13 protein-coding genes are annotated in these 13457 nt (G+C 43.4%); 10 read left to right on the top strand and 3 right to left on the bottom strand.

Going from position 1 to position 13457, the window contains the following annotated elements; genetic code table 11:
• Positions 1-74 precede the first annotated feature (74 nt).
• From VRU48_RS04675 to VRU48_RS04630, 10 genes are all read left to right on the top strand, one after another.
• Complete coding sequence (locus tag VRU48_RS04675; RefSeq protein ID WP_330106763.1) at positions 75-1967, top strand: RecQ family ATP-dependent DNA helicase; 1893 nt, start codon at positions 75-77, stop codon at positions 1965-1967.
• Positions 1968-2089: 122 nt separating this feature from the next.
• The gene (locus tag VRU48_RS04670; RefSeq protein WP_330106762.1) at positions 2090-3391 is read left to right on the top strand and encodes an MFS transporter; all 1302 of its coding nucleotides are present in this window, start codon (positions 2090-2092) and stop codon (positions 3389-3391) included.
• Positions 3392-3409: 18 nt separating this feature from the next.
• Positions 3410-4138, top strand: coding sequence for a (Fe-S)-binding protein (locus tag VRU48_RS04665; protein WP_330106761.1), 729 nt, complete (start codon positions 3410-3412; stop codon positions 4136-4138).
• 157 nt (positions 4139-4295) lie between these two features.
• Positions 4296-5213, top strand: a complete 918-nt coding sequence (locus VRU48_RS04660; RefSeq protein ID WP_330106760.1) for a hypothetical protein — start codon at positions 4296-4298, stop codon at positions 5211-5213.
• 171 nt (positions 5214-5384) lie between these two features.
• Positions 5385-6506, top strand: coding sequence for an acyltransferase family protein (locus VRU48_RS04655; RefSeq protein WP_330106759.1), 1122 nt, complete (start codon positions 5385-5387; stop codon positions 6504-6506).
• A 120-nt stretch (positions 6507-6626) separates the two neighbouring features.
• Complete coding sequence (gene thrS, locus VRU48_RS04650; protein WP_330106758.1) at positions 6627-8552, top strand: threonine--tRNA ligase; 1926 nt, start codon at positions 6627-6629, stop codon at positions 8550-8552.
• 11 nt (positions 8553-8563) lie between these two features.
• Positions 8564-9133: a translation initiation factor IF-3 gene (gene infC / locus VRU48_RS04645; protein ID WP_330106757.1), complete on the top strand. Its 570-nt coding sequence runs from the start codon at positions 8564-8566 to the stop codon at positions 9131-9133.
• 26 nt (positions 9134-9159) lie between these two features.
• Positions 9160-9360 carry a 50S ribosomal protein L35 gene (rpmI, locus tag VRU48_RS04640; RefSeq protein ID WP_330106756.1) on the top strand — a complete coding sequence of 67 codons (201 nt, stop codon included), beginning with the start codon at positions 9160-9162 and terminating at the stop codon, positions 9358-9360.
• An 84-nt stretch (positions 9361-9444) separates the two neighbouring features.
• Positions 9445-9789, top strand: coding sequence for a 50S ribosomal protein L20 (rplT, locus tag VRU48_RS04635; protein WP_330106755.1), 345 nt, complete (start codon positions 9445-9447; stop codon positions 9787-9789).
• A 69-nt stretch (positions 9790-9858) separates the two neighbouring features.
• A complete protein-coding gene (locus VRU48_RS04630) occupies positions 9859-10944 on the top strand; it encodes a peptide-N-glycosidase F-related protein (RefSeq protein WP_330106754.1) in 1086 nt (361 codons plus the stop codon).
• A gap of 6 nt (positions 10945-10950) precedes the next feature.
• Here the strand turns inward: VRU48_RS04630 and bioD are convergent, their stop codons facing one another.
• From bioD to VRU48_RS04615, 3 genes are read right to left on the bottom strand one after another with little or no spacing between them, the layout of a single operon-like run.
• The gene (gene bioD / locus VRU48_RS04625) at positions 10951-11562 is read right to left on the bottom strand and encodes a dethiobiotin synthase (protein ID WP_330106753.1); all 612 of its coding nucleotides are present in this window, start codon (positions 11560-11562) and stop codon (positions 10951-10953) included.
• Positions 11552-12688: an aminotransferase class I/II-fold pyridoxal phosphate-dependent enzyme gene (locus VRU48_RS04620; protein ID WP_330106752.1), complete on the bottom strand. Its 1137-nt coding sequence runs from the start codon at positions 12686-12688 to the stop codon at positions 11552-11554. Before VRU48_RS04620 ends, bioD begins: the two co-directional genes overlap by 11 nt.
• A 31-nt stretch (positions 12689-12719) precedes the next feature.
• Positions 12720-13454, bottom strand: a complete 735-nt coding sequence (locus VRU48_RS04615) for an MIP/aquaporin family protein (protein WP_330106751.1) — start codon at positions 13452-13454, stop codon at positions 12720-12722.
• Positions 13455-13457: the final 3 nt, after the last annotated feature.

Here is a 13457-nt window from a genome sequence, read left to right as displayed (position 1 = left end):
GATCAGATTGCTAATAATTGAACGCGCAATTTAATAATATCAGTCCGTTTTTATAGTTTTGAAGACACCTTTTTATGATAGAATCGGAGATATTAAAGAAATATTGGGGTTTCGATGCCTTTCGTCCACTCCAATACGAAATCATCCAATCAGTTTTAAACCAGCAAGATACCCTGGCCCTGTTGCCAACGGGTGGGGGCAAATCTATATGCTTTCAGGTGCCGGCTATGGCCATGGAAGGAATATGCATCGTGGTTTCGCCTTTGGTGGCCCTGATGAAAGACCAGGTAGAAAACCTTAAGGCCAAAGGCATACAGGCCATTGCCATTTATGCGGGCATGGGCAAGCGCGAAATTGATATCCTGCTGGATAACTGCATTTACGGACCGATTAAATTCCTCTATCTCTCGCCTGAGCGCCTGCTGTCGCAAATTGTGCGCGACCGTATTGCTTACATGAACGTAAATCTGATTGCCATAGACGAGGCGCATTGCATTTCGCAGTGGGGCTACGATTTTAGGCCTCCTTACATGCAATTGGCTAAGTTGCGCGAAATCCATCCTGATAAGCCCATTTTGGCACTTACTGCTACCGCAACGCCTTTGGTAAGGGAAGATATTGTGCAAAAACTGGAGCTGAAAGATCCACAGATTTTTGTGAAAAGCTTTGCACGTAGAAACCTGAGCTATGTGGTTTTTGATGTGGACGACAAGCATAAAAAGCTGTTGGAGATTATAAAAAATGTAAAAGGTTCGGGTTTGGTTTATGTGCGCAACCGCAGGGAAACCACCGAAGTTGCCCTTTTCTTGCAACGCAATGGGGTAACGGCCGATTTTTATCATGCGGGTATTGAAAGAGACCTTCGCTTTAAAAAACAGGAAGACTGGAAAAAAGGCCAAATTAGGGTAATGGTGGCTACCAATGCCTTTGGAATGGGGGTAGATAAAGCCAATGTGCGCTTTGTGGTACATTTAGACCTGCCCGATAGTTTGGAAGCTTACTATCAGGAAGCAGGTCGGGCTGGTCGCGACGAGCAGCGGGCCTACGGCGTATTGTTGGCCAATCAATCAGACCAGTTGATGTTAAGGGCCAAGTATGCCGAATCTTATCCAACGGTTGAAGAAATCAAAAAAGTTTACCATTATTTGGGCAGCTATTATCAGCTGGCGTTTGGGGCGGGCGAGGGGCTGAGCTTTGGTTTCGACGTGGCCGATTTTTGCCGGAAATTCAACCTCAACGTCATCAATACCTTGGCGGCTTTAAAGTTTTTGGAGCACGATGGTTACATAGCTGTTTCCGAAAACGTATACCTGCAATCGCGTTTGATGTTTACGGCAAGCCATGAAGACGTTTATCGTTTCCAGATCGAAAATTCGGGCTACGATTCGTTTATCAAAACCATTCAGCGTTCGTATGGCGGTGCGTTCGATAACTACGTGAAGATTAAGGAATCGGATTTGTCTAACCGTTTAAAAATATCATTCAACGATGTAGTGAAGCATTTGGAGCGCCTGCAGCAATTGGAAATCATATCGTATCTGCCACAAACAGACCAGCCACAGCTGCAGTTTATTTTGCCAAGGGCTGATCAGTACCATTTGGCGGTCGATGTCAAATACATTAAACAACGTCAGCAGCTGCAGATGGATCAAATCAATGCGGTTTTGGCTTATGCCGTTACGCAAACCTGCCGGAGCCAGCAATTGTTGCACTATTTTGGCGAAACCAATGCCGAAAAGTGTGGCTTTTGCGATATCTGTCTGGCCGAAAGAAAACGCGAAGAATCGGCACAGCTGAACGATCAGATTGATTATGAAATTGTTACGCTGTTGCAGGTCGAATCGTACAGCCTCGACGAATTGGTACAGGAAATAAAAATAGGGACTGCCACAGAACGCATAGACCGCATCAGGGAACTGCTCGATGCCGGCAAGATCAAGAGCGATGGCAGGAAGTATTACTTGTAAGGTCAGTTTGCAATTAGCAGTTGCATCAAATGGCTAATGAACCAATGAACTGATGAACAGTTTACAGTTGGCATTAATGACTGATGAACAAATAATATTTTTTACTACTTTTAGCGCTAATTATGCAAGCAAAAAACGATAAGAAAGTTATCCGCTCTTGGGCCTTTTTCGATTGGGCCAACTCTGCTTATAACTTGGTGATTACTTCTACTATTTTTCCGGCTTACTACGCTATCATTACAACCACAAAAGAACACGGCGATAAAGTTGTCTTTTTTGGTCGGACTTATACTAACACGGCGCTCTCTAACTATGCGCTATCGGTAGCTTATCTAATCATGGTGCTTATTCTGCCTATACTTTCGTCTGTTGCGGATGCAAAAGGCAAGAAGAAGTTTTTTATGAAGATATTTACCTACCTGGGGGGATTGGCCTGCTGTGGTTTGTATTTTTTTAAGCTCGATACGCTCGAATTGGGCATTATCTGCTTTGCCTTGGCGGCCATGGGCTATGTGGGTGGCATTTTGTTCAACAACTCTTATTTGCCCCTTATCGCAACCGTCGACGAACAGGATCGGGTAAGTGCCAAGGGCTATGCTTTTGGCTACATTGGCAGCGTGCTTTTACAGATCATCTGCTTTGTGTTTGTCTTAAAGCCAGAGTTGTTTGGTATCGTAGACCCTTCTTTTCCGCCACGTTTATCGTTCTTGTTGGTAGGCATATGGTGGATTGCCTTTGCCCAAATCCCATTTAAAAACCTCGCCAAAGATAAGCCTATCGAAAACACAGGTGCCAATATCTTTAAAAGTGGTTTTTTAGAGTTGGCAAAAGTTTGGAAAAAGCTGAAGGAAATGAAGTTTTTGAAAAATTACCTGATTGCGTTTTTCTTTTATTCGATGGGTGTGCAGACCATCATGCTCGTTGCAGCAAGCTTCGGCGAAAAAGTATTGAAATTAGGCACAACCAAACTGATTGCTACGATTTTGATTATCCAGTTGGTGGCAATTTTGGGTGCCTATGCCATGTCGGCCTTGGCAAAGCGGATAGGAAACGTAAAAGTGCTGATTTTTGTGGTGCTGATTTGGATAGGTTTCTGCATTTGCGCTTATTTCACCACTAACGAATATGAGTTTTATGGATTGGCTGCAGTAGCTGGCCTGATTATGGGGGGCATCCAATCATTATCGCGTTCTACCTACTCGAAATACCTTCCCGAAAATACGCCCGATACAGCATCCTTCTTTAGTTTTTATGATGTTACCGAAAAGCTATCTATTGTAATTGGATTGGCTACTTTTGCCTTTATTGAGGAGAAAACAGACAACATGCGAAATTCTATTATTGCTTTGGCATCGTTTTTTGTAATAGGTTTAATATTTTTGCTCATCTTAAAGAGAGTAGAGAAAAAAATGGCTAAAGCATAGCCTGAGAAAAGTGTTACGATGAAGATAGAGCTATTTGTACCGTGTTTTGTTGATCAGTTATATCCCGAAACTGCCTTTAATACCATCAAAATATTAGAAAAAGCTGGTTGCGAAGTATCCTACAATGCCAAGCAGACCTGCTGTGGCCAACCTGCCTATAATGCCGGCTATTGGGAACAGGCCAAGGAAATCGGCAATAAGTTTTTGAACGATTTTTCCGAAACCAATTATATCGTGGCCCCATCGGCTTCCTGTGTGGGCATGGTTAAGAATGGCTTTAACGATTTGTTTACCAATACCATGGTGCACAACAAATGTCGCAGCATGCAGTCGAATATTTTCGAGTTGTCCGATTTCTTGATCAATGTGCTGAAACGCGATTATTTTGGCGCCGAACTGGAAGGACGGGCGGTTTACCACGATTCGTGCAGCGGCTTGCGCGAGTGCAAGATCAAAGCAGAGCCAAGACAGCTTTTGGCCAAAGTTCACGGCCTCGAAATGCTCGAAATGAAAGATACCGACATGTGCTGTGGCTTTGGCGGAACCTTTGCCGTTAAATTCGATGCTATTTCATCAGCCATGGCCGAACAAAAGGTAAACAATGCGCTCGAAATGGAGGCCGATTACATCATTTCTACCGACTTGTCGTGCCTGATGCACTTGGATGGCTATATCCAAAAAAATAACATCCCGTTAAAAACGATGCACATTGCCGATGTACTGGCTAATGGTTGGTTGGATTATTAGCACACTGTTGAGGACGGCGTAAAAGACGTTGACCTTCTTTAGTCTTTCAGCTTTAGCCTTGTAACAAATATGTTCTAAAGAAATTAACTTTTTTTAACACTATTTGTCTAAAAACAACGATAAATTTGTAGTATAAAAAAGAGCAAAATAATATTAAATGAAAAAGATTCTAATTGCCTTTGTTGGCTTGTTTACCCTTGCTTTAACAGCTCAGGCACAAAAAAAATCTGGTGCTATACAATTTGAAACCACTTTAGATCCCGCTGCAATGGCTTCGGCCAATGGCATACAATTAAGCGAAGAAATGAAGGCACGTATGCCCAAATCAGTAAAAACCAATTTCGAACTCCTATTTACGGCAACCAATGCCAGCTATATGCCTGTTGAAGATAATGAAGACAGTAATGGTGGCGGTGGTGGCGGCATGGGCCGTATGATGATGCGTTTTGGTGGCGCCGGTGGTGCAAGAGAATACTATTATTCTTTTGCCGATCAAAAACTGACCGAAGTTTTCGATTTGATGGATACAACCTATGCCATGCCGAGCAAACTAACCGTTGCTTTGGGCAACCAAAACTTTAACATGGGCAACAGACAAAACAATAATGCCAATGCCACAGCAAATAACAGCGCCGTTCAGTTTTTGCCGGTTCCTCCAACCCAGGAAATCGTTAAAAGCGACGAAACCAAAAAGATTTTGGGCTTCAACTGCAACAAGGTTATCGTAAAAACAATCCGTAAAGCTAAAGTACTTGATGTAGAAAGAGATATCGTTGACGAAACCGCTTTGTGGTATACCAATGACCTTGGCTTTAATTTCTCGCCAAATCCTAACCTATGGACTGAAGGTACGGTACTAGCCATCGAAAACAAAGGCAACAGTACCTTGGCTAAAAGTATCGAATACAGAGGGGTAAGCAGTAAAGATGTGACGGCTCCTAAAAAAGCACTTCCGATTACTGCCGATCAGTACAAGGCTAAAATGGAAGCCATGATGAAAAGATTTAGCGGTGGCCAAGGCAGACAAGGCGGCGCAGCCCCAGCTGGCCAAGTGAGAAACATCGTAATTAACTAGATTTTACTTCCTACATAAATAGTTTTGAGCCCTCGGATTTTTTCCGGGGGCTTTTTTGTTTTAGGCTATCCATCAATTATTTTACGTGCAAAAAAGCCTGTTATGGCCTCTTTTTTTTGAACCTACGGCACAAATGGTTATTATTGGGCACACATTTACCGATGAAACCTAATGACTAGACTAAACAACAATCCTGAACTCTTACAAACAAAGCAACATTTTCAAATTTTAGACGGCCTGAGGGGAATAGCCGCCGTAGCGGTGGTGATTTTTCACTTTATGGAGATTGCCATCACCGATTACAGCCAAAATTTTATCGGCCATGGCTACCTGGCCGTCGATTTCTTCTTCTGCCTGTCGGGCTTCGTTATCGCCTATGCCTACGATAACAGGGCCGAGCAGTTGGGCTTTAAGCAATTTTTTAAACTGAGGCTCATCCGTTTGCATCCTCTGGTTATTATTGGCTCGGTATTGGGCCTGCTTACTTTTCTTTTCGATCCTTTTAGCGATTTCTTTTCGGTTTACGGTTTGGGCAAAACGGCGCTGATCTTTTTGGCCTCCGTTTTTCTGATTCCCTATCCGTCAATGCCCGAACGTTACTTGAACCTCTTTTGTTTAAATGCACCAAGCTGGTCGCTTTTTTGGGAATATATTGCCAACATTCTCTATATTTTTGTGCTGTGCAGGCTAAAGAATAATGCGTTGATGGTGCTTACGGTTTTGGCCGCGATCGTGCTCTGTTACGTGGCCAGCAAATCGGGTAACGTAGCTGGAGGTTGGGGCGGACCAAATTTCACCGATGGCGGCGCCAGGGTTTTCTTTTCTTTCCTAATGGGTATGCTCATTTACAGGTGCAACTGGATCATCAAAAACAAATTGGGCTTTGTAAGCATCGGGTTGATGTTGGTGCTCAGCTTTTTGATTCCTTATTCCGATAGGTATAATTGGGTAGTAGAGCCTGTTATCGTGCTTTTGTATTTTCCATTGCTGGTGTCGTTGGGTGCTGGAGCAAGCCTGGCCGATCGCTTCAAAAAAATCTGCAAGTTCTCGGGAGATATATCTTATCCGCTCTACATGACCCATTATCCTTTTGTGTGGGTATTCTTGACCTATGTGGCAGTAGTGAAGCCAAGCATGTCGCTGTTGTCGGTCGTTATTCCGGTTTCGGTGGTTCTTTTGATCGTTATCGCTTACCTGATTATGGTTTATGTAGACGAACCGTTGCGCAATTATTTCAAGAAGAGAATGGTCAGCGCCCAAAGCCAAAACCGCATCCAGCAAGCTGAACGATAAGGCTACAATCGAAATTATTTCAGATAACAAAGTAATTTTCTTATTTTTGCAATTGAGATGAAAATCACGTAGTAAGTGATTGATAAAACAATTTTTTTAACTTTTAAATCATAGTTGTAGATGATTAACATTACTTTACCTGACGGCTCGGTCCGTCAGTATGAGCAGGGTACAACTGCCCATCAAATCGCCTTATCTATTTCAGAAGGCCTTGCCAGAAACGTTTTAGCAGCAGAAGTGAACGGAGAAGTTTGGGACTCGTCGAGACCCATCGAAGCCGATTCTAATGTAAAATTGCTCACTTGGAACGACACAGCCGGCAAATCGACTTTTTGGCACTCATCAGCCCACTTAATGGCTGAAGCCTTGGAAGCGCTTTATCCGGGAACCAAATTTGGTATCGGTCCGGCTATCGAAACCGGTTTCTATTACGATGTAGATTTTGGCGACCGCGATTTCTCTTCTGATAATTTCAAGGAAATCGAAGCTAAAATGCTCGAATTGGCTAAGCAAAAAGAGGTTTTTGAAAGAAAAAGCGTGAGCAAAGCCGATGCGATCGAATATTTTGCCGAAAAAGGCGACGAGTACAAGCTCGACCTGATCGATGGCTTGGAAGACGGAAAAATCACTTTTTATACCCAAGGCCATTTTACCGATTTGTGTCGTGGACCACATATTCCGAATACTGGCTTTATCAAAGCGGTTAAGCTGATGAATGTGGCTGGTGCTTACTGGCGTGGCGACGAAACCAAAAAGCAGTTGACCCGTATTTATGGCGTAACTTTTCCAAAGGCCAGTGAACTGACCGACTATCTTCATATGATTGAAGAGGCGAAGAAAAGAGATCACCGCAAGTTGGGCAAAGAACTCGAATTGTTTACTTTTTCTGAAAAAGTGGGCATGGGTTTGCCGATGTGGCTGCCAAAGGGCACTGCCTTGCGCGAGCGATTGGTTAATTTCTTGGCTAAAGCCCAGGCTAAACATGGCTATGAGCAAGTGGTAACCCCACATATCGGCCATAAAAACCTTTATGTAACTTCTGGCCACTATGAGAAATATGGCAAAGACAGTTTCCAGCCGATTAAAACGCCACAAGAAGGAGAGGAGTTCTTCTTAAAACCCATGAACTGTCCGCACCATTGCGAACTCTATAAATTCAAGCCTCGCTCGTACAAAGACCTTCCGGTTCGTTTTGCCGAGTTTGGTACTGTATATCGTTACGAGCAAAGTGGCGAGTTGCACGGCTTAACCCGTGTACGTGGCTTTACTCAAGATGATGCGCACTTGTTCTGCAGGCCAGATCAGGTGAAGGAAGAGTTTATGAAGGTAATCGATTTGGTGTTGCACGTATTCAAATCCTTGGGCTTTAGCGATTATATTGCACAGATTTCATTACGCGATCCGGAAAACAAAGCCAAGTACATCGGCTCTGACGAGAACTGGAAACTAGCCGAGGCGGCGATTGTTGAAGCTGCTGCAGAAAAAGGCTTGCCAACCGTAGTAGAATTGGGCGAAGCCGCTTTCTATGGTCCGAAGCTCGATTTCATGGTTAAGGATGCCCTGGGCCGTAAATGGCAATTGGGAACTATCCAGGTTGATTACAATTTGCCGGAGCGTTTTGAACTGGAATATACTGGTAGCGACAACATGAAGCACCGTCCGGTTATGATCCACCGCGCGCCGTTTGGCTCGTTGGAGCGTTTCGTGGCTGTACTCATCGAACACTGCGCCGGAAACTTCCCGTTATGGCTTTCTCCTGAACAATATATTATTCTTCCGATCTCAGAAAAGTATGAAGAATATGCAAAAAAAGTTTCAGATGAATTAAATAATTCCGATATTCGCGGGCTGATAGACTTTCGAGACGAGAAAATTGGAAGGAAAATCAGAGACGCTGAAGTTAAAAAGTTGCCTTACATGCTGATAATCGGCGAAAAAGAGATGGCGGAAGGAAAGGTTTCGGTACGTAAGCACGGCGAGGGAGATTTGGGCGAAATGACTTTGGCAGAATTTAGCGCATTAATAATTAAAGAAATAACAGTTTAAAGAACAGACATTTGGCATTAGGTAGACCAGGATTTAATAGGGGACCACGTCCTCCTTTTAAGAAAAAAGAAGCAGAACACAATATCAATGAGCACATTAGGGCTCAAGAAGTTAGGCTGGCTGGAGATAATGTGGAGCCAGGGATTTATCCCCTGTCAAAAGCATTAGCATTAGCCGATGAGCTAGAGCTTGATTTGGTAGAGATTTCTCCTAATGCAGTTCCTCCTGTTTGTCGTATCATCGACTATAGCAAGTTCATTTACGAACAAAAGAAAAAACAGAAGGAAATCAAGGCCAATGCCAAACAAACCGTTATTAAAGAAATTCGTTTCGGACCTAATACCAACGACCACGACTTTCAATTTAAGCTAAAGCACGCCGTTGGCTTTTTAGAAAATGGCGAAAAAGTAAGGGCTTACGTACACTTTAAAGGCAGGGCCATTGTTTACAAAGAACAAGGCGAGATCTTATTGTTGAAGTTCGCACAGGCTTTAGAAGAAGTGGGCAAGGTAGAGTTGTTGCCTAAATTAGAAGGAAAGCGTATGTTTTTAACATTAGCGCCTAAAGTAGCAAAGAAGTAATAAATTATATAAATTAAAACAGGGTTATGCCAAAAATGAAGACCAATTCCAGTGCCAAAAAGCGTTTCTCGCTTACTGGAACCGGTAAAATCGCAAGAAAGAACGCCTACAAAAGCCACATTTTAACCAAAATGAGCACTAAACGTAAGCGTAACTTAGGCCATACTAGTATGGTAAATGACGCTGATATGGGCAACGTTAAACGTATGCTTTGCATCGGTAAGTAATTAATTTTTTAACCAGGTACGTCGGTTGTAAGATTGCTGCGCCAATAGGCAAAACGCAACACCGCTTATCAAAAACAACACATTATGCCACGTTCGGTAAACGCAGTAGCGTCTAGACGCAGAAGAAAAAAAGTCCTTAATATGGCCAAAGGCTATTGGGGATCAAGAAGCAAGGTATTCACCATTGCCAAAAACACGGTAGAAAAAGGTTTGCAATATGCTTACCGCGACCGTAAAGTTAAGAAAAGAGAATTCCGTAGCCTATGGATCCAACGTATCAACGCTGGAGCTCGTGAGCACGGTGTATCTTACTCTCAATTGATTGGTAAATTGGCCGCTAAAAACATCGGTTTGAACCGTAAAGTATTAGCTGATTTAGCCATGAACCACAAAGATGCTTTCAAAGCTATCATTGATGCAGTAAAATAAGATATTTCGATATCGAAAAAAGAGAGCCCCGATAAAATCGGGGCTTTTTTTGTTTTATATTCGTGCACTATGAAAAATTACTTTTTTACCTGTCTGGCACTCTGCCTCATTTCAGCCAGCTCATTAAAGGCCAGCGAACGCGATAGCTTAAGGCTGACGGTATTCGATAACATCGTTTATTACGATGGCTATGCACAATTGGTGCCTTTAAAGGTGCAAGAGGGCATCTATCGCAGCAATACTTCCTATACGAGAAAGCTCAACGACAGGGAAATAGCCTTGCTGACCAATGAAGATGTCAACATGCAGGTAGACCTGAAAGCTGCCTGCGACAATTACGACCGTATAGCCAATGTAGCCCTATTGCTGATTGAAAAAGGCAAAAACTATCCGGCTGTGACCAAGCGTATAGAAATTGGTCGCTATATTACGCCGTTTATGGATATGAACAAACAGCCCAATGTTAGGCCTTATGTTTGGGATGCTTCGGCTATTGGCAAAATAGTGGGCAATAAATCTTTTGCAGACCAATACGATTTTTATATCCAGATGAATGTATTCGGTGTGCCTTATGCTGCACAAAAACAGGTAAAGGGATGCGAAGGCAGAAACGACGTGTTTATAGGTAATCTTTATTTTGACGTTAAGGCTAGCCAGAAAAAATCAAAAGCAGTTTATCAGTTGATCCCGATTGCCTACAGCGATTCGCTCAACAACTACAAAGCCACAGATAGTTTGGGTAAAACCACGCGAACTTATACTTTTAAAGCCGAAAAGAACCTTAAAGACGTAGAGTTTTTTATTATCTCCTCTAACCATGGCGCCAATAAAAATGGCGAAGAATACAACAGGAGGGTACACTACGTTTACCTAGACAATGTTTTGCAACTGAAGTACATTCCCGGCGAAAATACCTGCGAGCCTTACAGGCAGTACAACACACAATCGAATGGGATTTATGGCAAAACGCCCAAAACCGACGAGCAATGGCAGAAATTTTCTAACTGGTGCCCCGGCGCGGTTATTCCCTTGCGCAAAATCAAGCTCGACCAACTGAAAAAAGGCGAACATTGCCTGCAGATTGTTGTTCCAGATGCCAAGTTCGAAAACAAAGAGGGTTATATTCCTTTTTCGGCCTACGCACTGGGCAGGTAAGTGTTATTACAAGTTTAAGCTTTCGCCAGCATTTGCAATGGCCGTTTTGTCGAGGTGTTGCATCAATGGAATATGCCCTAGGCAAGGAAGCTGGCTGTAGTTTAAAATATAGGTTTCGCTTTCGTGATTGGTTTCGCCATTAAACACGATGCCCCTTATTGGGATTTGATATTGCTTTAAGAGGTTGATGCTGAGTAGGGTGTGGTTTATGCTGCCGAGATAGTTCTGCGATACCAAAATCACTTCCAGTTCCAAGTGTTTAATCAGGTCAACAATGAGATGTTTGTCGTTTAAGGGAACCATCAAGCCACCTGCGCCTTCTACAATCAGCGTATTTTCGGTAGCGGGAAGTACGAGCTTGTCGAGTTCGATCGTTAAACCATCCAGCTTTGCCGACAAATGTGGCGAAAGGGGCTGGGTAAGTCGATAGGTTTCGGGATGGATAACGGTTTGGCTGTTGCTAATTAGGTTTTCGATAGCCAAGCTGTCGCTTTGCTCCAAATCGCCCGACTGGATGGGTTTCCAGTAATCGGCCTTTAATTTTTCGGTAATTACTGCACTGGTAATGGTTTTTCCAATTCCGGTTCCGATTCCGGTTACAAAATATTTATTCGGCATTTTGTGTCAATTCTTTAAGCTGTTGAACCAAAGTGGTGATTTCGGCTTCGGTATTGTAGGTATGTAAGCAAATTCTTAACCTTTCTTGGCCTACGGGTATCGTTGGACTTAAGATAGGCCTCACATCAAAACCTTTTTCCTGTAGTTGCAAAGCTGCGTTTCTGGCTTCGCTATTGTTGCTGAAAAGGAGGGTTTGAATAGCGCTTGTACTTTGAATATGATTACTGTTTAACTGGTTGATTAATAGATTGTATAGTTCTATTTTTTGATGTATTTGTTGAGGATGATTTTCCCTCATCAACCATTCGTAGGCACAGCGTATGGCAATGATGTTGTGCAAAGGCATAGCGGTGGTATAAATGAAAGAACGGGCAAAATTAATCAGGTAGCTGCGCAATGTTTCCGAGCCCAAAATGATAGCACCATGCATGCCCATGGCCTTGCCAAAAGTAACAATCCGTGCAAAAACAGCATCTTGCAGGCCTAACTGCACTACTAATCCCGCTCCGTTTGGTCCGAATAGACCTGTAGCATGCGCTTCGTCGACAATGAGGTTGGCTCCGTATTTTTGGCAGAGTTCGCTCATGTCTTTTAATGGAGCCATATCGCCATCCATCGAATAGATGCTTTCTACCACTACATAAATATTTCCTGTAGCTTGTTTTAGCTTTTGTTCGAGCTCGTTGAGGTTGTTGTGCCTGAATTTAAAGCGGTTGGCCAGGCTTAGCCTCGCCCCATCAATTAAGCTGGCATGAATAAGTTCGTCGGTTATAATGGTGTCGCCACGCTGTGGGATGGCGGAAAGTAGGCCTACATTGGCATCGTAGCCCGAATTTAAGATCAATCCGGCTTCGGCCTGGTGGAAACTGGCGATAAAGCTTTCGGTTGCTTCGGTGTAGGCGTAATTGCCACTTAATAAACGCGAGCCTCCAGAACCGTTTAGATTTGGAGCAATACGTTTGGTTTCTGCATTGATGTATTGATGCAACGCTGCCGAATGTGCAAAGCCCAAATAATCGTTAGAAGAAAAGTCTATCAGCGAGTTTTCTTGTTTCAGGGAGCGTAATAACCCTTTTTCACTTCGTTCTTTTAATCGTTGTTCCAAAAATGAATTGGCTTTGCTCATGGGCTTCAAAAATAAGCAATGTGCCGTATTTCTATGCTTTTAATGCCAAATAAAGTAAAGCAGCCAAGGTAGAACCGATAACCGGACCAATAATTGGCACCCAGGCGTAGCTCCAGTCGCTGTTGCCTTTGCCTTTCATGGGGATGAGGCTATGGATGATGCGAGGGCCTAAATCACGTGCCGGATTAATGGCATAACCCGTTGTGCCTCCTAATGATAGACCGATTACCCAAACCAAAAAGGCAACCGGAATGGCACCCATAGAACCCATGCCGATGGTGGTAAGCTCAGGCTTGCCAAAACTTGGGTCGGTAAAATAAAAGATCACAAAAATCAACACGAAAGTTCCGATGATCTCAGAAAAAAGGTTCGATATTTTATTCCTGATGGCAGGCGCCGTGGCAAAAGGAGCAGCCTTTAAGCCTGGATCGTCGGTGGCATCAAAATGGTCTTTGTACATCAGCCACACTAAAAACGAACCTAGCATGGCTCCTGCAATTTGCGACAATACATAGTACGGAACCAAATTCCAGGCAAATTTGTGGGCAATGGCGGCGCCTAAAGTTACAATAGGGTTAAGGTGCGCTCCGCTGTAAGGCCCCGCAACTACCACGGCCACAAAAACGGCTAATGCCCAGGCGGTGGTAATAACGATCCAGCCACTGTTGTTGCCTTTGGTACCCTTAAGTACAACATTGGCCACTACGCCGTTTCCCAAAAGGATCATGATGGCGGTTCCTATAAATTCTGCAAGATATGGTGACATTTG

It is taken from the genome of Pedobacter albus, from assembly GCF_036324255.1.
Taxonomy (GTDB): domain Bacteria; phylum Bacteroidota; class Bacteroidia; order Sphingobacteriales; family Sphingobacteriaceae; genus Pedobacter; species Pedobacter albus.
The sequence above is the reverse complement of the archived record's forward strand: the minus strand, read 5'-3'. Positions and strand labels throughout refer to the sequence as shown.